At 34.2% G+C, this 19,369-nt stretch carries 19 protein-coding genes and 1 pseudogene; 10 read left to right on the top strand and 10 right to left on the bottom strand.

Going from position 1 to position 19,369, the window contains the following annotated elements:
* Nucleotides 1-2 precede the first annotated feature (2 nt).
* From MRY82_00215 to MRY82_00225, 3 genes are all read right to left on the bottom strand, one after another.
* Nucleotides 3-1,289 (bottom strand): insulinase family protein, encoded by a 1,287-nt coding sequence (locus tag MRY82_00215; GenBank protein ID MCI5071353.1) that lies wholly within the window; start codon nt 1,287-1,289, stop codon nt 3-5.
* Between the two features lie 44 nt (nt 1,290-1,333).
* Nucleotides 1,334-1,828 carry a hypothetical protein gene (locus MRY82_00220; protein ID MCI5071354.1) on the bottom strand — a complete coding sequence of 165 codons (495 nt, stop codon included), beginning with the start codon at nt 1,826-1,828 and terminating at the stop codon, nt 1,334-1,336.
* Between the two features lie 72 nt (nt 1,829-1,900).
* Nucleotides 1,901-3,133, bottom strand: coding sequence for an OmpA family protein (locus tag MRY82_00225; GenBank protein MCI5071355.1), 1,233 nt, complete (start codon nt 3,131-3,133; stop codon nt 1,901-1,903).
* 52 nt (nt 3,134-3,185) lie between these two features.
* On the opposite strand from MRY82_00225, the gene MRY82_00230 reads away from it, so the two are divergent.
* Nucleotides 3,186-4,346 (top strand): deoxyguanosinetriphosphate triphosphohydrolase, encoded by a 1,161-nt coding sequence (locus tag MRY82_00230; GenBank protein ID MCI5071356.1) that lies wholly within the window; start codon nt 3,186-3,188, stop codon nt 4,344-4,346.
* Nucleotides 4,347-4,552: 206 nt separating this feature from the next.
* Here the strand turns inward: MRY82_00230 and MRY82_00235 are convergent, their stop codons facing one another.
* From MRY82_00235 to lat, 3 genes are read right to left on the bottom strand one after another with little or no spacing between them, the layout of a single operon-like run.
* Nucleotides 4,553-5,044, bottom strand: coding sequence for a CAP domain-containing protein (locus MRY82_00235; protein ID MCI5071357.1), 492 nt, complete (start codon nt 5,042-5,044; stop codon nt 4,553-4,555).
* 9 nt (nt 5,045-5,053) lie between these two features.
* Nucleotides 5,054-6,667 (bottom strand): aldehyde dehydrogenase family protein, encoded by a 1,614-nt coding sequence (locus tag MRY82_00240; protein ID MCI5071358.1) that lies wholly within the window; start codon nt 6,665-6,667, stop codon nt 5,054-5,056.
* 32 nt (nt 6,668-6,699) lie between these two features.
* A complete protein-coding gene (lat, locus tag MRY82_00245; protein ID MCI5071359.1) occupies nt 6,700-8,058 on the bottom strand; it encodes an L-lysine 6-transaminase in 1,359 nt (452 codons plus the stop codon).
* 147 nt (nt 8,059-8,205) lie between these two features.
* Between lat and ligA the strand changes: the two genes are divergently transcribed.
* Nucleotides 8,206-10,254 carry an NAD-dependent DNA ligase LigA gene (gene ligA, locus MRY82_00250; protein ID MCI5071360.1) on the top strand — a complete coding sequence of 683 codons (2,049 nt, stop codon included), beginning with the start codon at nt 8,206-8,208 and terminating at the stop codon, nt 10,252-10,254.
* A 1-nt stretch (nt 10,255) separates the two neighbouring features.
* On the opposite strand, the gene MRY82_00255 is transcribed toward ligA, so the two are convergent.
* Nucleotides 10,256-10,942 (bottom strand): DUF255 domain-containing protein, encoded by a 687-nt coding sequence (locus MRY82_00255; protein MCI5071361.1) that lies wholly within the window; start codon nt 10,940-10,942, stop codon nt 10,256-10,258.
* Nucleotides 10,943-11,186: 244 nt separating this feature from the next.
* On the opposite strand from MRY82_00255, the gene MRY82_00260 reads away from it, so the two are divergent.
* On the top strand, nt 11,187-11,519 hold the full coding sequence (locus MRY82_00260; GenBank protein ID MCI5071362.1) for an integration host factor subunit alpha: 333 nt from the start codon (nt 11,187-11,189) through the stop codon (nt 11,517-11,519).
* Between the two features lie 264 nt (nt 11,520-11,783).
* Here the strand turns inward: MRY82_00260 and MRY82_00265 are convergent.
* A pseudogene (locus tag MRY82_00265) lies at nt 11,784-11,867 on the bottom strand (histidine biosynthesis protein HisIE).
* A gap of 461 nt (nt 11,868-12,328) precedes the next feature.
* Here MRY82_00265 and MRY82_00270 point away from each other — a divergent pair.
* Genes MRY82_00270 through MRY82_00290 form a run of 5 tightly spaced genes read left to right on the top strand, consistent with a single transcriptional unit; the run spans nt 12,329 to nt 16,538 of the window.
* Complete coding sequence (locus MRY82_00270; GenBank protein MCI5071363.1) at nt 12,329-13,801, top strand: hypothetical protein; 1,473 nt, start codon at nt 12,329-12,331, stop codon at nt 13,799-13,801.
* Between the two features lie 11 nt (nt 13,802-13,812).
* The gene (locus tag MRY82_00275) at nt 13,813-15,033 is read left to right on the top strand and encodes a hypothetical protein (protein MCI5071364.1); all 1,221 of its coding nucleotides are present in this window, start codon (nt 13,813-13,815) and stop codon (nt 15,031-15,033) included.
* An 18-nt stretch (nt 15,034-15,051) separates the two neighbouring features.
* Complete coding sequence (locus MRY82_00280; GenBank protein MCI5071365.1) at nt 15,052-15,399, top strand: hypothetical protein; 348 nt, start codon at nt 15,052-15,054, stop codon at nt 15,397-15,399.
* Nucleotides 15,389-15,970 carry a hypothetical protein gene (locus MRY82_00285; GenBank protein MCI5071366.1) on the top strand — a complete coding sequence of 194 codons (582 nt, stop codon included), beginning with the start codon at nt 15,389-15,391 and terminating at the stop codon, nt 15,968-15,970. The genes MRY82_00280 and MRY82_00285 overlap by 11 nt, the downstream gene beginning before the upstream one ends.
* Before the next feature lie 13 nt (nt 15,971-15,983).
* Nucleotides 15,984-16,538, top strand: a complete 555-nt coding sequence (locus tag MRY82_00290) for a GNAT family N-acetyltransferase (protein MCI5071367.1) — start codon at nt 15,984-15,986, stop codon at nt 16,536-16,538.
* Here the strand turns inward: MRY82_00290 and MRY82_00295 are convergent.
* Both MRY82_00295 and MRY82_00300 read right to left on the bottom strand, forming a co-directional pair.
* A complete protein-coding gene (locus MRY82_00295) occupies nt 16,508-16,906 on the bottom strand; it encodes a hypothetical protein (GenBank protein MCI5071368.1) in 399 nt (132 codons plus the stop codon). The two genes, MRY82_00290 and MRY82_00295, sit on opposite strands and share 31 nt — an antisense overlap.
* Nucleotides 16,907-16,978: 72 nt before the next feature.
* Nucleotides 16,979-18,028 (bottom strand): hypothetical protein, encoded by a 1,050-nt coding sequence (locus tag MRY82_00300; GenBank protein ID MCI5071369.1) that lies wholly within the window; start codon nt 18,026-18,028, stop codon nt 16,979-16,981.
* A 58-nt stretch (nt 18,029-18,086) separates the two neighbouring features.
* Here MRY82_00300 and MRY82_00305 point away from each other — a divergent pair, with 58 nt between their 5' ends.
* Complete coding sequence (locus tag MRY82_00305; protein MCI5071370.1) at nt 18,087-18,752, top strand: hypothetical protein; 666 nt, start codon at nt 18,087-18,089, stop codon at nt 18,750-18,752.
* Between the two features lie 14 nt (nt 18,753-18,766).
* Nucleotides 18,767-19,369, top strand: a complete 603-nt coding sequence (locus MRY82_00310) for a tRNA (guanine-N(7)-)-methyltransferase (GenBank protein MCI5071371.1) — start codon at nt 18,767-18,769, stop codon at nt 19,367-19,369.

The raw sequence follows: 19,369 nt of genomic DNA on the forward strand, positions 1-19,369 counted from the left end.
AATTATTTTCCTGTTTTTGGTTTTGCTAAAAGTACATTTTTTTGATTTTTATTCAAATAAGTCTTTGCTACACGCATCACATCTTGAGCCGTAACGTTATTCAGTTTTTCCATTTCTTTAAATAGCTCTCTAAAGTCTCCAAAAACAGTTTGATAGAAGCCTAAGGCTTGTGCTTTATCATCAGCAGTAGAGAAATTACCCCAAAACGAGGCTTCAACAATATTTTTTATTTTTTCTAATTCTTGTTCGGATACTAAAGTATTTTGAACAGTATCAATTTGTTTTTGAATATAGGGTTCTATATCTTTATGTGATTTTTCACCTTGTAAAGTGAATGCAAAATGAATTAAGCCAGGGTCCATGGTTTGATCAACCCAGCCAGAGCAGTCATTGCATAAACTTTTTTCTGAAACCAGAAGCTTATCAAAACGAGAACTTTTGCCATCAAATAAAATAGCCATCAATACAGTTAATGGAATATAGTCTTCATGCCGCATAGAAGGTGCTTTAAAAGCCCAAATAAGCTTTTCTGAAGCAATGGTTAAAGAAAGTTCTTTGTAACGTTCTTCGGTTTGTTTTGGCTCAATAATATTTGGATTACGCTTAATCTCTGAAGCTTGCATGTGGCCATAATACTGAATGATTTTTTTTACGATTGTGTCTTTATCCAAATCACCTACAAAAACCAAACAAGCATTATTAGGCGCATAGTATTGTTTATAAAAGTTCATACAATCTTGCAGGGATATAGACTTAATATCTTTCATCCAACCAATAATAGGCCAATGATAGGGATGCTGTGTAAAGCATAGTTTGTATAATTCTTCGTACATGGTGCCAGAAGGAGAGTTATCAACCCTAAATCGACGTTCATTGACGACAACTTCTCGTTCGCTGTTCAATTGATGTTCATTGAGAACAACATTTTCCATTCGATCTGCTTCTAATTTTACAGAAATATCAAAAGCTTCTTTAGGAAGACATTGTCTATAGTAAGTCCAATCTAGATAAGTACCTGCATTGATGGATCCACCTTCTTGCTCTAAAATTTTATCAAACTCACCTTCCTTGTAATTGCTGGTTTCTTTAAACATCAAGTGTTCAAACAAATGTGCAATCCCGGTGATGCCTTCTTTTTCATCTTTTGATCCAACAGAAAACCATGAGTGATAAGCAAAAACAGGTACTGAATCATCAGGTAAAAATAAACATTTAAGACCATTGGAAAAGTCTACTTCATGAATATTTAGTTGTTGATAGCTGTAGTTTTTTTCTTGGCTTATTTGCATTTTTTCCTTGGGTTTCAAATTGAATGATAAGTCAAAAGCATAAATTATTTTCTTATACTTGCAACCGATTTAGGTATTTTTAATGTTTTAATGAACTTTAAATAGTTTTGAAGCAATTGTTCTTCTTGATTCTTTCTACACGTGAATGTGATTGTATATTCAAGATCTTCAGTCTTAAAAATAGTGGTTCTGATAATTCTTGGGTCATTAAGAGCTTCATACTTTGAGCGCAACTCAATGGCAGGATACCCAGAAACCTTAATATCAGTCTCAGATAGATGTTTAAATTCAGACAAGAGTGTACTGAGTTGTTTGTTAGCTAAATAAGCCAACTGTTCAAGATTAAGTTTGGAAGAGGGTTGAATAACAAAATTAATATTAGGTTTGAATATAGGGTCATCTATATCCATCAAAATACTCAATTGCGTTTGAAATGTTGCTTCTTCAGAAACTTTCCAAGACTTAGGATGTTTAAAGCTAAAAAAGAATGAAGGATGTTCATACTTTGTCCAAAACCAAGTACATGCTTGCAATATCACCAGTACTGAAAGGCAAAAACAAAATCGCAACACATTTTTTTTAAAGGATGAATTAAACAAATGCATCGAAAATTATTGGGTTTTACTGGGTTTGGTCAGCAGTTTAAATTCAATTCGTCTGTTTTGGGCTCTACCTTCATCAGTATCATTGTTAGCCATGGGTTTTTTAGATCCATAGCCTTTGACGGCAAGACGTTTAGCATCTAAACCACGCTCAATTAAATAATTTTTAACACTCTTGGCGCGAGCCAAAGACAATTTATCATTGTACTCATGTGAACCTATTGAGTCTGTATGACCTTCAATAAGAACAAATAAATCTGGGTAACGTTGCAAGGTTTTGATGGACTGATTCAAGTGGCCATAACTGGTTTTACGAATGGTCGCTGAGTCAAACTCAAAGAAGATATTTTCTATGCGTCCAACAAAAGCTTTTAAGTCATTAGGAACTTGATCCGGACAACCATCATCATCTTGATAATCATTTTTTGTTTCCGGTTGAAGAGGGCATTGATCTTGATCATCCATTATACCATCGCCATCGGAGTCCAACATATGTTTTGGCAAAGTGTCTGGACAACCATCTTCATCTTCAAATTGATTGATTGTCTCAGGTTGTAAAGGGCAGTTATCTTTGTCATCCATGATGCCATCACCATCAGAGTCTAGAGTTGACTTATCTACTTTTTTAACCTGTTTGTATTTTGAAGAACTGTTTGTATAAACGGTTAGGAGAAGGCCAGACCAATAGCCTGTATGTGATTTATCAAAGTTATTGATAGCATGAAATTCTGCACGAACCGCCATTTTAGGACTTAAAAAATAACGTAAGCCTAAGCCATAATAAGCAGAGAAATCATAATAATTGAATGCAAATTGATTCACCATGCTTAAATTGCCGGCACCCGCAAGAATATATGGCGCAAATTGATCATGAAAAAAATTGAAGTTGTACAAAGCGTGCCCACCATATAAGTAAACAGTCTGTCTATTGACGCCTCTTCTAGTATTGCTGTACATAAAACTGGTTTCAACTTCAAAAGCAGGACTAAATACATAACCTAATCTGAAACCATAAGCCCAAATATTTGACCATCGATCACTATTTGATGTGAAGGTTTGTTCAAATCCTTCATAATAGGCGCCAAAGCTGGGCGAAAACGTAAAACCACGCTCAGGTCTGTAAAAATATGAGCTTTCAGATACTTCTGGTTTGGAAGGACTTTGCTCTTGAGCAGAGCTTAAAAATGGAAAAAATAACAGAAAAAATAACAAAATTGAGTATTGTTTCGTTTTATTTTGCATTTTCATCGTATATATTACTTGTAAAGCTTAGGCAAAGGATAAATAAAGCAAAATGAATTTGAACTCAGTACCCATATTTGAACATTATGAAAATCAGCTGTCAGAGTTGGCCGTTAAAACAGCACATTCTAAAGGCAGAAAAATTACCGAAGATTCTGCTGAACATAGAAGTTTATTTCAACGTGATCGTGATCGTATCTTACATTGTGCCGCTTTTAGAAGAATGGAGTATAAAACCCAGGTTTTTGTGAACCATGAAGGCGATCATTACCGTACACGGTTAACCCATAGTCTTGAAGTTGCACAAATTGGTAGAACTGTAGGCAGAGCCTTAAAACTCAATGAAGATCTAATTGAAGCTTTGGTCTTAGCGCATGATCTTGGGCATACACCCTTTGGTCATGCCGGTGAAGATATGATGGCAAAATTGATGCTAGACTATGGTGGTTTTGAGCATAATGCGCAAAGCTTAAGAATTGTCGACGTTTTAGAGCAGCGCTATCCCAATTTTAGGGGCTTAAATTTAAGCTTTGAAGTTAGAGAAGGCATTATAAAGCATTCAGCCAATTGGCAAAAAGATAAAATTCCAAGTGAGCTCTTACCTAAAGAACATCCTTCATTAGAGGCGCAGCTCATTGATTATGTTGATGAAATTGCTTACAATAATCATGATATTGATGACGGCTTGGCTTCTAATATGATTGATATTGAAGATCTAAGAAGCGTTTCATTGTGGCAAATGGCTGAAAAATCAGCACAAAAAAAATATCCAGATGTAGCTTGGCCCGATAATAAATATGTGTGCATTTCCAGTATGATGAGTATTTTGGTTTCTGATCTGATTGAGCAAACACAAAAGAATATTAAAAACAGTGGGGTACAAAACTATCATGATATTCGTGCGTATAATCAATCCATAGCGGGCTTTTCTTCTGAAATTTATGAGAACAATCAAAAACTTAAAATATTTTTGAGAGAAAAACTGTATTCGCATTATCGTGTGGTCAGAATGGAAGAAAAAGCCAAAAGAATTATTACAGACTTGTTTCATACTTTTTTTCAAAGACCTGGGCAAATTCCATCAGACTTTATACAAAAGCACCCTGAACCCAACAACACAGCAAGAATGGTATGTGATTATATTGCTGGAATGACCGATAGATTTGCAACACAAGAGCATGTGAAGTTATTTAATCCTCAAGCTAAAGTATAATAGGCTTCTTTAAAAAGAATAGTCATTAAAACATAGAATTCGGGCGTAAAAAAAATGCATCTTTACCGGTTCAAACAGTTGGCAGACAAAGCCAACCAAAACTCATTGTACAAGTAGTATTTTTTCTTACTTGAAAAGCTATTGTCCTAAGTTTTATTGCTATAACTATAGACCTAATCGAAAGAGCAAATGTACCAGATATTTTTTTAACGGCGGGTAAAAACATGTGTCCATACGCCAGGTGACGCGAGTCCTACGCCATGATGGGTATAATCACAGTTTTCTAAGTTGAATTTATGGCCTGGACTATCAATCCACGCCTGCAAAACATCTATGCCTTGCATGGAGTTGATGGCAATGTTTTCTGCCGCCTCAACATAAAAAACATTATAATTGGTCAATCTATCCCAAAACTGATCACCATTTAAACCGACATGAGAAAAGTAGCTGTTTTGTTGCATGTCTAAACTATGCAATTGAGCTACAGTATGCAAATCATCAGCCCAGATTAAATCTTCCGTGCAACCTATATTTTCTCGGTGTTGATTGGCCCGCAGAATAAAATCATCTATACTGCTCTGTTCTTCAGGTGTTATGGCATAGCTTGGATACGGGTAGGATGATTTTGAACATGCCGCCAAAGATAAAATCAGCGCAAAAAATAATAAAATGTGACCTTTACAAGAATTAAAAATCATCACTTCATTTTACGGCATAATATCATTTAAATCCAGTTGAGAGTTTTGTGTCTGATCCAAACCTTCAGTATCCATTTGTGCCAACTGCAATTTTCCAGACATCTCATCATTGACCGCATGCCATTCAGTGTAAGCATCAATGACCCAGATACCGGATTCACGGGTACCATTACCAGAAGACTTTCTTCCACCAAAGGGAAGGTGGGCTTCAGCACCGGTTGTTGAATTGTTGATAGAGCTCATACCGGCTTCAATTTCATTTTTAAATTGGTAAGCATACATTCTGTTATTGGTGTAAATTGCTGATGACAAACCGTAAGCTGTTCCGTTAGCAACATCAATGGCTTCATTGATATCTTTTACCGATAATATTCCTACGGTAGGTCCAAACACTTCATTCTGAGCAATCCAATGCTTAATCTTGACGTCTGTCCACACGGTTGGCCAGACATAAAATCCCTGTTGGGGATCATGCTTGAAAGTATGAGGTTTATTATCTTGGGTAATTCTTTGCTGGCCATAGGCCAAAGTTGGTCCATTATTTTCTTTAGCCTGTTCAAAGTGTTCAAAAAAATGAGTCATATAATGCTCTTCAATCATTGGACCATACAAGGCTGTTTCATCCAGTAAAGGGTTGCCTATGTGAATTTGTTTTACTTTTTCAAGAAAGCGTTGGGTAAATTCTTGTTCAATGCTGTGATGGACAATAATATTGCCTGCTGATGTACATCTTTGACCGGCTGTACCAAAAGATGACCATAAAGCACCCTCAATGGCCAAATCCAAGTTAGCATCTTCCATGATAATCAAAGGATTTTTACCGCCAAGTTCTAAAGAAGGATTATGTAAATTACGGCCACAGATTTCACCCACTATTTTGCCAACTCGAGTAGAACCGGTAAATGAAACTTTATCAATTTTACCCGCATCCACGTAATCCAAGAGTTTCTGTCCTACCTCACCATTGCCATGAATAACGTTGAGAACACCTTTAGGTAAGCCTGCAAGGCTACATAATTTAGCAAAGACATAGGCAATAGCAGGTGCTTCTGGAGGGGTTTTCCAAACAACTGTATTGCCGGCCAATAATGCTGGAATAAACTTCCATGAAGCTACCGCGATTGGAAAGTTTGAGGGTGTAATAATAGCAACAACACCATAGGGACGTCGGTAAGTGTATAACTCTTTATTGCGCATTTCAGAAGGAACCGTTTGTCCATACAAACGCCGACCTTCACTTTGAAAAAAGTGACAGGTATCAATGGCCTCTTGCACTTCTCCACGCGCTTCTTTTAAGGTCTTACCAATTTCACGTGTTACCAGGTAAGATAAAGTTTCTTTATGTTCTGTCAATAACTCACCAAGTTTACCTATTACTTGCGCTCTGACTGGCGCAGGTGTGTTTTTCCATAGTTTTTTTTGCTGATTGGCGGCATCTACAGCATTTTTAATGATATCATCGCTGGCTTGATACACTTGCCCCACAATATCTCTTAAGTCTGATGGGTTGCGTGAATCAAAGCTTGCATCACTGGTGATATCTTCACCCATGATGATGTTTTTACAGACAATGGTTTTGCCATATTGATTGTTACATTGTTCTGAGTCAGTATAATTTAACATGATTGATCTTTCTTGCTGGTTTCAATTTAAAATTAAAGTTGATCATGAGCCTTTTTAAAGATTTGAAGCGCATGATCTGCATTTTGTTGCGTAAAGTCTAGGTGACAACGTAAACGCACACTTTTTTCACCGCAACCTAACATGATTGCACCTTGATTAAAAACATGCTCTCTAAAGGCATCTCTTTGCTCGGCGTCTTTAAAGTCAAAGGCAATCATTAGACCTTTGCCTCTTAGATTGCTTAAATGAGGGCTAGCATCAACAAAATCTTGAAGCTGCGTCATAAAGTATTGGCCCATGCTGTTAACATTATCCAGAAGTTTATCCTCATGAATAATATCTAACATTTTTTGCATACGCATGATATCTACCAGGTTACTGCCCCAAGTAGAATTGATTCTACTAGACAGTTCAAACACATTGTTTTTAACTTCATCTACTCGCGTTGAAACAGCACATCCGGCAACTTGAGCCTTCTTACCAAAAGCAATAATGTCAGGTTTGATTGAATAATGCTCAAAACACCACATTTTACCGGTTAAACCTAAACCTGTTTGAACTTCATCAAAAATCAACATAAACTCATGTTCATCCGCCAGTTTTCTTAAGGCTACAAAAAACTCATCTCGAAAATGATTATCTCCACCTTCACCTTGGATGGGTTCAATAATAAGGGCTGCAATATCATTGGGATTTTGATCTAAAGCCTGTTTAATTTCGTCAAGTGCTTGTTGCTCAACTTTAATGCATGCTTGTAGGTTATCTTCATTAAGGGGAAAGTTAAGGGCAGGAGGTGTGACTCTTGGCCAATCAGTAAATTTAGGGAAGTTCATGTATTTTTTAGGATCGTGGGTATTGGTTAAAGACAAAGTATACCCTGAACGGCCATGAAATGCTTTTTTGAAGTGAATGACTTTACTCCCAACTTCACCGCTTATGCCTTTTGCTTGATTTTTTCTGACTTTCCAATCAAAAGCGACTTTTAAAGCATTTTCTACACCTAAGGCACCACCTTCAATAAAAAAGAAATGCTTGAATGCTTGTTGATGATTGGCAATTTTGTCAAATGTTTCTATAGCTGCTGCAAAATCTTGTGTATAGACATCAGACAAAGAAGGTCTATGAATGGCAATCTCACCCAACTTTTCCTTAAAAGCTTTTGTATTGAGTTTTGGGTGATTAAATCCAATGGGTTGTGAGGCAAAAAAAGAAAACAAATCTAAATAGTCTTTATTGGTTCTAGCATCACGAATGTAGGCACCATGACTATTGGCTTGATCAAAAACAATAGGCAAGCCATCGGCTAAAATATAACGACTAAGCGTTTTATGAACATTGTTAGGGTCTATTTTTATTTTTGATTCTGGCTGGGTAAATATTTCTTTTAACATGAAGCGTATACTATAGCGCTCTTTTATGAAGGTCAAACTTGCTCAGAAAAACATTGTTTTTTAAACTAGCGATTATTTGCATTTAACTGGCTTAAAAACGATTTTCATTGTCTTTCTAAAAGAGCTTGGTTAATTTAGGCTTTAGTTATGGCCTTACCCAAATCTGTATCTGAGCAGTACAAAAAATTAAAATCCGCATTGCATGAACATAATTATGCTTACTATGTTTTGGATGATCCAAAAATAAGTGATCGCCAATATGATCAAATGTATAAAGATCTCATCAGTATAGAAGAGAACTACCCAGAGTTAATTGGCCCGGATTCGCCATCACAAAGAGTTGGGGGGAAGCCTTTAGATAACTTTACAAAAGTGACCCGTGCAGAAAAAATGATGTCTTTGGATAATACTTATTCTAAGGAAGAACTCAGCGATTTTCATCAACGTTTGCTAGATCAACTGGGTTTGGAAGCCAATTCTGAACTTGAATATGTGTGTGAACCCAAAATTGATGGTTTGGCTATTGAATGTATCTATGAAAACGGTATTTTTAGTGTAGGGGCAACTCGTGGTGATGGTTGGGTAGGAGAGGATGTTAGCCAAAACTTAAAGACTTTAAACTCTATTCCTTTACAACTCAGGCAAGGTTTCAATAAACAAAAGTTGGTAGTAAGAGGGGAAGTGTATATCGATAAAAGTGATTTTATAAAGCTTAATCAACAACGCATGCAACAACAAGAATCACTTTTTAAAAACCCGCGCAACGCTGCAGCAGGTTCTTTAAGACTTTTAGATGCAAAAATCACAGCCAAAAGGCCTTTAAAGGCTATTTTTTACCATCTTATGAGTGATGAAACACTAATAGGCCAAACCCATGCCCAAAATTTAGAGCAACTAAAACAACTCGGTTTTCCTAGTCATAAAGATTACAGTATATGCAAAACAATAAACGAGTTGTTTGATGTTATTGAGCTATGGAAAGAAAAAAAAGAAAGTTTACCCTATGAAATAGATGGTTTGGTTATAAAAGTTAATCAAATTAAATTACAACAAGAAGCTGGATTTACGGCCAAATATCCTAAATGGGCCATTGCCTACAAGTATGAAAGTGAACAAGCTTATACTCAAATTTTGGATGTACGTTTTCAAGTAGGGCGGACAGGCGTTTTAACTCCTGTTGCTGATTTACAAAGTATAGAGCTGGGAGGGACTACCGTATCCAAAGCCAGTCTGCACAATTTTGAAGAAATTCAACGCAAAGATATTCGATTAAATGATTTTGTATGGATAGAAAAAGCAGGTGAAATTATTCCTAAAGTTATGCAAGTTGACCTTGAAAATCGTTCTAAGCAAGTTAAAAAAATCAAAATCCCTGAAAAATGTCCTGTTTGTCATTCCCCAGTGGGCAAACTCTTTGAAGAAGATGTCGCTGTACGCTGTTTAAATGGATTTAATTGTCAGGCCCAGCTTAAGGAATCTGTTCGTTATTTTTGTTCAAGACAGGCATTTAATATTGAGAACATTGGGCCTTCATTGATAGATCAATTGATAAATTACAAAAAAATCACAAATCCAGGTGATTTATTTGCATTAAATGTTGATGACTTAAAAGACTTAGAGCGCATGGGAGAAAAATCAGCTCAAAATGTAATCCATTCAATCACCGAAGCTAAAAAAAATATTACTTATGCTAAAGTATTAACTGCTATTGGCATACCCTTGATGGGTAATGTTGTGGCCAAGTTAATTGCAAAAGAAACAAAAAGTCTAAAGTCTTTATGGGAAAGATATGTAATCACTGATCAACTTGATCAATTAGAACATATCCATGGTGTTGGTCCAAAACTGATTGAGTCCATTAAAAAATATTTTCATCAAGACTATGCTAAACAGCTATTGCAGACCTTACTTGATCAGGGCATTAACCCAAAAGATGTTCAAAACCAGCCAGAGGATACAAATCCTTCTTTTAAAGATAAGATTTTTTGTATCTCTGGAACACTGAGTGTTTCTCGCGATCAAATGAAAGAAAAAATAGAGTCTTTGGGTGGCAAAGTCAACTCTAGTATCAGTAGCAAAACAGATTATCTTTTAGCAGGAGAAAAAGTAGGGCAGAATAAACTTTCTGCAGCTCAAAAGTATGGAACACGCATCATTAATGAAAAAAACCTTCAAGAAATGATCCAACACTCATAAATTAGTATTCAAGATAATTTTGTTCTAAAAAACTCTGGAGTGCTTTTTTCAATTGATACGCATCAATGTAACCAGTTAATCTTTTTTGTTTGTTTTGTTGTTGATCCAATAGAATGATACTTGGGAAAGCATTCACTCTAAAAGTACGCATCATATGGTTGGAAAGTTTATTCGGTTGAGTGGCATCTACTTTAAGAGGAATATAATTTTGACCAATCATGGATTGAACATTTTGATCAGAAAAAGTATTGATTTCCATTTGTCTACAGGGCATGCACCAATCAGCAAAAAATTCTATAATTAAAGGTTTGTTTTCTGCTCTTGCTTGTTTAAAAGCAGGCTCTTTTGCACTATGCCATTGAATTTCATTGTTATGTTTTGCAGCAGCATATTTTTGTTTACTATTGATAAGAACTGAAACTTGAGGAAAAATAAAAATGTACAAAGCCAAAAAAAATAAACTCGCCCAAAACATTTTTACGCCAAAGACCAGTTTTTTTTTGAATGAAGGGTTAACTTTAAGAGTACTGAATAAAGGTTCTGTTTCACGCCACAGAACATAAAAGAAATATATTATCGCAACTTTATAAAAAATAGCGTTGATGTACAGTTCCGATTGTAAGTACCATAAGGTAAAAACAACAATAATATAAAAAGGTATGGTTAAGTGCTTAAAATTATTGATCATTATTGTTGTTTGTCCAGACGAAAGGCTTTATCTTATTGGAATACATTTAGTTTTTATTATAAATCATGTTCAAACAGTTTACGAAATCTTTTTTAGATAAATAAAAAAAAGAATATGAATTCAAGCATTTATATCTGTTTTTTGATAAAAAATACTTGTTTTTTATTTCATTCAAACATATTATAAATATATTAGATACTTACGATTATCATAATAAACCAATGACAACACACGTGGAGATAAAATGGCCTTTACCAAAGCAACGATTGTAGAAGAAATTTGTGAAAAAATTGGATTGCCCAAAAAGGATGCAACAGATGTTGTTGAGTTTTTATTTGATACCATGAAAAATTGCTTAATTGATGGAGAGTCTTTAAAAATTTCTGGTTTTGGATCGTTTTTGGTTCGTAATAAAAAAGCTAGGCTGGGAAGAAACCCGCAAACCGGTGAAGCTATGGAAATTTCTGCAAGACGGGTTGTAACCTTTAAAACCAGTCAAGTACTTAGAGATATTCTTGATGAAGAAGAGTCTGAGCGGGCTTATGGTTATGATGAGTTTGCTGATGAAGATGAGTAAGCAAAAATTCTAAATTTTTCCCTATAAATTTACAGTTAAACTGACTTGATTATTCTAAATCATCTTGTTGCTTTATAGACTTAAAAAAATATCTGTCTGAATAAAAGTAGTTTTAAAAAATTTTTTCTCATATAACAAAAAACCCTCTTTAAGATAAGTCCTTAAAGAGGGTTTAATCAAAGTAGGTCTTTACTTAAAAACTTACTTTTTTCTTTTGCTTGTTTTCTTTTTAGCTGTTTTTTTCTTGGTAACTTTCTTTTTAGCTTTTTTCTTAGCTACCTTCTTTTTAGCTGTTTTTTTCTTAGCAGCTTTCTTTTTAGTTTTTTTCTTAGCTACCTTCTTTTTAGCTTTTTTCTTGGTTGCTTTCTTTTTAGTCTTTTTCTTAGCTACTTTCTTTTTAGCTTTTTTCTTAGTAACTTTCTTTTTGGCTGTTTTTTTCTTGGCAGCTTTCTTTTTAGTCTTTTTCTTAGCTACTTTCTTTTTAGCTGTTTTTTTCTTGGCTACTTTCTTTTTGGCTTTTTTCTTAGTCACCTTTTTTTTAGTTGTTTTCTTCTTCGTTGCTTTTTTCTTTGGCATTATAAATCTCCATAAATTAATTGTGTAGGTTAATGTTAGATTCTTTTATTATAAGAAAAAAAAATTATCTTTACAACAATTTATCCAATGTTTTTACATTTATTGTTGTAACTCACCCGAGTATTATTTTTTTATAGCATTAATGAAAGTAAAGTTGTGTGACTATTTTCAATAAACAAACTTAAGATTGTATAGGCAAAGGCTAATATTTAGCTTATACTATCTACTGTTGCATGAATAAGTTACAAAATAAACTGATCAGCATTTTTATCAATAGATTTTCTGGCAAAGTCACATTAAGATCGCAAGAAAAGCAAAAAGAATTGTTTTTTAAATATGGTGAGATCATTTTTGCTCATAGTCATGATGATAAAAACTTATTCTTAGAAATATTACTCAGTCAGATTCAATTAAAAAAAAAAGATATTGAAGACCTTGAAGCTTTCAATACTATTGATGAGCAGCAAAAGTACATTCTTAAAAACAATATTTTGAATGCAAAAGATATTTTTTTAAATCGACAAAAAATTGTAGAGGAAAGTTTATACAGTACATTTTTTGAAAGCTATGAAAATATTACAGTTGAAAAAGAACAACTTCAATCTCCATTAAGTTTTGATATTCAAACATTTCCAATTGTTTTAAGGTTTATTGAAAAATATGCTCAAAAAAATGATCTTATTGATAAGCAGCAAGAACTTTATCTTTCTGATCATCATAAAGATATCTTTGCCAATATAAAATTAAAAACAAACTTCAGAAAAGTTCTTGATTTACTAAATCAAAAAAAACAAAGTTTAGAGAGCTTGCATATTGCTGAAAAATCAGGAGATATCTATACATTTCTTTATTTTTTATTTATTTTAGGTTTTATCGGTCAAAACACCAAAGCTACAGATGTTGAAGCTTCGCAAATATCAAAGTCTGAGTTTGATTTAAATACAGTTGACGACTTAAAAGAAAGACAAGTAGAGCGTCTATTAAAAGCCCCTCCACATATTTTGATTGGTGCAGATAGAAATTTATCTGAAGCCATTCTATATAAAAACACAATTAAACTCATAAAACGATATGATATTTTTTCAAACCTTTCAAAGCATAATTATAAAAAATTTTACGACAATCTGATTAAGTCACTTTATATATTAACTTCTCCAGAGCAGAGTAAAGCTTATTATAAAGCCATAAACAATAATGAAGCTTATACCTTAAAAGAAGATTCAGAGCTTAAAAGCTGTTTGCTTTATACAGAAGCTAAATTTTTCTTTACTGAGAATATGCTTAATGAAGCTTTAGAAAAAGTTAAAAAAGCTATAGAGCTTGCTCCAAAAAATAATAAATTTAAAGTTTTTATGTATGAAATTGTTTTGTATTTTTGCGAGAGAAATCAAAAACAACCTTCAGAAAAAATAGGTCAAGAGTTACACGCAATGCTAGAAGTTGATAGCACAGATAAAGAAGTTCTACTGACCCTTGCACAATACTACAAAATGGTAGGTAAAAAGAAAAAACAGTTGTCTATTTTAGTTGCAGCATTAAAAAATGATCCAGAAGATCTATTGTTAGAAAAACAAGTTATGAGGTTAAAAACCCAACTTGTTAAAAATAAAGCGAATTCATCCGGTATTTTTAAATTAGAAAAAAGTGAAAAAAAATTACCCTTTGCAGGCTTATTTAAGAAAAAAGATTCTAAAAAGAAGAAGTGAAAATTATGTTCATGGCTATACCCAACGATGTAACAGCCTGTTTAAAAAAACTGACTGCCCATGGTTTTGAAGCTTATATTGTAGGTGGCGCTGTCAGAGATAGTTTGATCAACAAAACAACCTATGATTGGGATATTGCTTGCAATGCAAACCCACAGCAGTTGTTATCTCTTTTTCCAAAAGGAATTTTTAAGAATAAAAAGTATGGAACCATCAGTATTTTTAAGAATCCTTTTTCCATAGAAGTTACGCCATACAGGATAGAATCAGATTATGATAACCATAGGCATCCAAAAATAGTTTCTTTTAGTAAAAACCTTCATGATGACCTTCAAAGGAGAGACTTTACCATAAACGCTATGGCTTATGATTATATAAAACATAAGTTGATTGATCCATTCAACGGTTTAAAAGATCTCAGTGCAAAGCAATTAAACACAGTCGGTTTGGCAAAAGAGCGACTCAGTGAAGACTATTTACGTATTTTAAGAGCAGCTCGCTTTGCAACGAGACTTAACTTAAAAATAGCAAAAGATATCGTCGATGCATCCAAAAACTTATCAACAAAAATCACCAGAATTAGCCAGGAAAGAATTGGTGCAGAATTTTTAAAAATATTTGAAGCAAAAAGCAGCGTCACAGCCTTAGATTTTTGCAATCAAACACAACTTACACAATCTATCTTTTTTCAACATACAAAAGTTAATTCAAAGGCCTTTTCCAAAGTTTTATCTAAGGACTATCAAGCGGTGTGTCGACTGTTAAAGGTTTTAAATAATAATATTGATCAAACATCCAAAACAATACAGCAATGGTCATGGCAAAAAATATATCAACATAAACTTAAACACTTACAACTTTGTTTAAAGTATTATCAGCCGTCTAAAAAATCTTTAAGCTTAAAGCATGAATTTTTATTAAATTTAGAACCCCTGCGTCTTGATGACTGGCAACAAATCTACGAGTTCTTATATGAGGGGTATGAGAGTGATTATATTAAAGAGCTTAAATTAATGCTTAAGCAGCAAAAACTATTTGCTCAGTCTGATTTATCAATTAATGGAGAAGATATTAAAAATATTTTGCAGGAACCACAGTATCACCAACTTATCGGAAAAGCTCTGCATGATTTGACGGAACAAGTTAGGCTTAAAAAACTGACCAACAACAGGCAAGATCTCTTAAGATATATACAGAAAAAATACTCGGTGTCAGTTGACAAATCATCTTGAAAAGATTATCTGGCCATTATGCAGTGGACACTTCCCAAATGGCAAGAAAAACAAAAAATTCTTTATACGGCGGTTAAAATCAGCCAACAAAAAATAGAAGCCATTGTTGAGCAGGCTATAAAAGATCAGTTTTTTCATGAAGCCTTAGCTTATATTTCTAAGCTGGAATCTAAAGATAAACAGCAGGCTTATTTAAATGATATTGTTCGTTATGCTGTTGAGCAAGGTGATCTGTTCTTGTACCGGGCCTGTTCAGATAACGGTTATCAAAGCAATAACTCAGAGCTTAATCTTTTACAGCAAAATGCACAAAAACTTGGAAAAAGTTTTGCGAGTTTAAAATCTGAAGAAGACGATGATTCATAGTCTAGATGAACTTAAGAAACCTTTAAATTTTGTAGATCTTTTTGCTAAAACCCAAGATATTCATTTAGAAATAGGGGTTGGCAAGGGTCGTTATCTTAAGGAAATTGCGCAAGATAGGCCGGATTTAAATTTTATTGGCTTAGAAAAATCCATCAAATGGTTTAAAAAAGCAGAAGAAAAAGTTCATAAAAAGTTAGGTCTCAATGATCAAGTTGTATTGATTCATGCCTATGCGGAAGAACTTTTTGGCGGATACCTTGAAGATAAAAGTTTAGCGGCCATTCATATTTTGTTTCCTGACCCATGGCCAAAACGCAGGCATTTGCCCAGAAGAATTTTTAGTACTGATAATATCAAACACTTTCATACAATACTCAGAGATAAGGGCTGTATTTACTTTGCTACAGATTATTTGGAGTATTTTGAAGATGTAAAAAAGTTATTCATGAATGATTTTGTGGAGCAGTTTAGCTTTAAAGTGGTTGAACCTTTTGCATATACAACAAATTTTCAAGCCAAATATCAGTTAGAAAACCGCTCCATGGGATTTGCCATCATTCATAAAATATAGCTATACTATTTTCATGCTCTTGTTAGAAACAAAACGCTTGTTATTAAGGCCTTATAAAGAAGAAGATTGGTCAAGCGTTCATGCTTATGCAAAACTGAAAGATTTTGCGCAATACGATGTATGGGGACCCAATACCGAGCAAGATTCAAAAAAATTTGTTCAGGACTGTATTTTAAAAAATTCAAATAAGAATGCCTATGAGTATGAATTTGCGATCACACTCAAATCTAGCCAAAAACTTATTGGCGGTTGTTCTTTAAGAAAAGTCTGTGAACACAGTCAAGTGGCCAATATTGGTTATGCGGTTAACCCTGACTACCAAAAGCAAGGTATAGCAACCGAAGCGACTTTGACTTTATTAAAACATAGTTTTGAAGCACTCAATGTCCTTCTTGTTTTTGCCTTATGCCATACAGAAAATAAGGCTTCTGCCAAAGTCATGGAAAAGTGCACAATGTATAAAGCTGGAGTTGTAAAAAATTATTTTAAATTAAAAACCGGTCCCGCCGATGCGTTTAGATATGAGATCAGTCGAGATCAGTTTTTATTGCTGCATGTTAACGTATGAAGTAGCTTAATAACATTGTTTGAATTATTAGGATCCACCTCCAAATATTGTGAACTAAATGAACATTTAGATTTTTGATCATTATATTCTGCAAGATTTAATCGCAAAAGAGTTTCATTTTCTGGTGTTAGAATATCAACAAAACTCGGACAAAGTGAAGAGTTATGATCTAAGGTGATTTTTTTATCAATTAATACCGTTGAAATATCTTTAGAGACTGTTTTTTTTGATATAGCACTTTCTGCACTTAAACCACTAATTACTACGATATAGTCGCATGAAAGGTCATCAAAGTCTTTTGCTTGTGTTATATTACTATAAAGAACAGTTAGTGTTAAAATCATTATGTATATAAATTTATTACTCATGATCAAAACTGGTAGCAAAAAAAATGCACTGTGTCAATGATGGTTATTTAATTTAAAGATCTGAAATTGTTTTTAATAATTAAGTTTTCTATAATAACTTAAAACATATTTTAAGCTGTTTTTTTCAATATTTTTAAGTTTACAAGCATGGTTTAAAAAATTTTCATCTAAACAGCTGTTCTCTTGATATGAAGATAACTTTAAAAAACGCACTTGTTCTAAGGCATCAAAACTTTGCGGAATTCTTTTGGTAAAAGACTGTTCGCTTTTGCAGTTTTGTAATTGTTTATTCAATTTTATTTCTAGTTTTTTAACATGTTCTAGTTGCTTATCATTTAAATAGCTTTGCAAAGACAAGCGTTGAGTGTGCCAAAAACTTTTAACTTCATATAGAAGATACTTAAGCTCAGTAAAAGCTTGCAGTTTTGGTAGCCAAACAGCTTGATCATTTTGACTTAAATAAAAACCAGTTCCCAAATAAACCCGATTAGATTTTCTTGCAGCCGGTATAACTTTTAATTGTGGTAAATATGCAATGGGGCTTATTTTTCTTAATTTATTGAGGTAATGAAAATCTTCCGTAGCGTCTTTTTCTACCATTCCACCGGATTTTAAATAAAGCTCTTTGCTCAAACCAAAAGCACTGCCTATAGGGATATAGCTAAAAGCTGATCCTGCATATTTTAAACCTTGGGCCAAGTAGCGTAAATACAATTCATAAGATCTTATTTTATAGTCTTCTTCTCTAGGGCTTAACTGTAAAGTAGGGTGTTCAAAATAACTGGACCAAGCTTGCTGTGCCGGCAATTGTTGTAATTGGTGGATATAATCTGCATGCAGAGGGGTATCGGCATCTAAAGAAACAAGATAAGATTGTGGTTCATCAGGTAAGATATGCTGGCAGGCATAGTCCATGCCTATTTTTCTAGCTTGGCCCACACCGTGAAGCAAGGCCTGCTCTTCATGCAAGATATGAAGGGTAAAGTTGGCTTGGTTTTGAAAAATATTAAGATAGCTTAAACTGTCTTGATTGTTTTTTAAATGTTCTTTGCTTGCATGTTTTGGATGATTGATCACAAATACTGCATGCACTTGATTTTTTTGTAAAACAGTATATCTCATACTGGCTTGCAGACTGGCGAGGGTACTTCCTATCCAATCTCTTTCATTAAAACAAGGTATGACAAAGGCAACACAAAACATCAGTAAAACTTCTTCCTCTTCGCTTGCAAAAACAGTGGATGTTTCTGCGATTGAAGCTCTTATACAAGGAATTCCTTTAAAACACCATACATCCAAGCATTGGGTAAAGGCAGTACTGAATGATTTTCCTTTATTTTTAGCCAATCATGCTTCTAATGAGCGCAAAGCTGCTTCTATTGCTATGGAGTTGGTGGTACGTTATCCAGATAAATTGAGTTTGGTTGCAGTTGCGGTGCAAATCGCTCAAGATGAAATTGAGCATTTTGCTTTGGTGTTTGAAAAAATGCGTAAGCTCGGCTACCCCCTACAAGCTGATGAAAAGTGTAGGTATGCCAGATACATGCACAGACGCGCAGCAGAAGGTGGTCAAGAACGTTTATTGGACCATTTGATGATCAACAGCATGATTGAAACCCGAGGTATGGAACGTTTTGGTTTATTGGCCATTCACCATCCAGAGCCAGAGTGGCAAATGTTTTTTAAACGACTTTCTTTGGGTGAAAAAGGCCATGCACAAGTTTACATTACGGAAGCCAAAAAAATATTTGATCATGACTTGGTAGAGGACACCTATGAAAAATGGTTAAGCATTGAGGCAGAAGCCAGTCAAAATTATCCAGAAACCTATCGCTTATTCACATAAGACCCATACCTATCATGCGCGCATTTAATAAAAACTTGGTTCCCAATCCCAGCCATCACAGCTACCCAAACATTGAAGTTCTGAAAAAGCCACTCAATATTGAAATTGGCTGTGGAGTGGGCAGACATCCTATTTTATGGTCAAAAAAAAACCCAAAGCAAACTTTATTGGCCATTGAAAAGTCTCCGATGCGTTTTAGAAAGTTCAATGATCAGCTTCATGCAATGGATATTAAGAATATTATCCCCATTCAAAGCAATGCTATTTCATTCATTACCCATCATATTCCTCGCAATAGCGTTCAAAATTATTTTTTATTGTACCCAAATCCTTATCCTAAAGAGGGGCAAGCCAACAAACGCTGGCATAACATGCCGTTTATGCAACATGTATTGGATACACTGATTGAGGGGGGACAGATTCATTTGGCCACCAATATGGAGTTTTATGCAAAAGAAGCAGAACACATGATGCAAAGCCAATGGCAGTGTAAGGTTGTTAAGCAAGAGATCTACAATAAAGATAATTTACCCAACCATTACCATACACACTTTGAAGAAAAATATATTTTACGTGGTGAGAGCTGTTACCATTTTAGTTTTCAAAAAATAAAATAA

Source organism: bacterium, from assembly GCA_022763185.1.
GTDB lineage: Bacteria > Bdellovibrionota_G > JALEGL01 > JALEGL01 > JALEGL01 > JALEGL01.

Excerpts from the sequence above, each read along its gene's own strand:
- MRY82_00270 (MCI5071363.1), top strand. The coding sequence starts at position 12,329 with ATGAATAAGTTACAAAATAAACTGATCAGCATTTTTATCAATAGATTT.
- MRY82_00290 (MCI5071367.1), top strand. The coding sequence starts at position 15,984 with ATGCTCTTGTTAGAAACAAAACGCTTGTTATTAAGGCCTTATAAAGAA.
- MRY82_00295 (MCI5071368.1), bottom strand. The coding sequence starts at position 16,906 with ATGAGTAATAAATTTATATACATAATGATTTTAACACTAACTGTTCTT.
- MRY82_00225 (MCI5071355.1), bottom strand. The coding sequence starts at position 3,133 with ATGCAAAATAAAACGAAACAATACTCAATTTTGTTATTTTTTCTGTTA.
- MRY82_00230 (MCI5071356.1), top strand. The coding sequence starts at position 3,186 with ATGAATTTGAACTCAGTACCCATATTTGAACATTATGAAAATCAGCTG.
- MRY82_00240 (MCI5071358.1), bottom strand. The coding sequence starts at position 6,667 with ATGTTAAATTATACTGACTCAGAACAATGTAACAATCAATATGGCAAA.
- lat (MCI5071359.1), bottom strand. The coding sequence starts at position 8,058 with ATGTTAAAAGAAATATTTACCCAGCCAGAATCAAAAATAAAAATAGAC.
- MRY82_00305 (MCI5071370.1), top strand. The coding sequence starts at position 18,087 with ATGACAAAGGCAACACAAAACATCAGTAAAACTTCTTCCTCTTCGCTT.
- MRY82_00285 (MCI5071366.1), top strand. The coding sequence starts at position 15,389 with ATGATTCATAGTCTAGATGAACTTAAGAAACCTTTAAATTTTGTAGAT.
- MRY82_00260 (MCI5071362.1), top strand. The coding sequence starts at position 11,187 with ATGGCCTTTACCAAAGCAACGATTGTAGAAGAAATTTGTGAAAAAATT.
- MRY82_00235 (MCI5071357.1), bottom strand. The coding sequence starts at position 5,044 with ATGATTTTTAATTCTTGTAAAGGTCACATTTTATTATTTTTTGCGCTG.
- MRY82_00275 (MCI5071364.1), top strand. The coding sequence starts at position 13,813 with ATGGCTATACCCAACGATGTAACAGCCTGTTTAAAAAAACTGACTGCC.
- MRY82_00255 (MCI5071361.1), bottom strand. The coding sequence starts at position 10,942 with ATGATCAATAATTTTAAGCACTTAACCATACCTTTTTATATTATTGTT.
- ligA (MCI5071360.1), top strand. The coding sequence starts at position 8,206 with ATGGCCTTACCCAAATCTGTATCTGAGCAGTACAAAAAATTAAAATCC.
- MRY82_00300 (MCI5071369.1), bottom strand. The coding sequence starts at position 18,028 with ATGAGATATACTGTTTTACAAAAAAATCAAGTGCATGCAGTATTTGTG.
- MRY82_00280 (MCI5071365.1), top strand. The coding sequence starts at position 15,052 with ATGCAGTGGACACTTCCCAAATGGCAAGAAAAACAAAAAATTCTTTAT.
- MRY82_00310 (MCI5071371.1), top strand. The coding sequence starts at position 18,767 with ATGCGCGCATTTAATAAAAACTTGGTTCCCAATCCCAGCCATCACAGC.
- MRY82_00215 (MCI5071353.1), bottom strand. The coding sequence starts at position 1,289 with ATGCAAATAAGCCAAGAAAAAAACTACAGCTATCAACAACTAAATATT.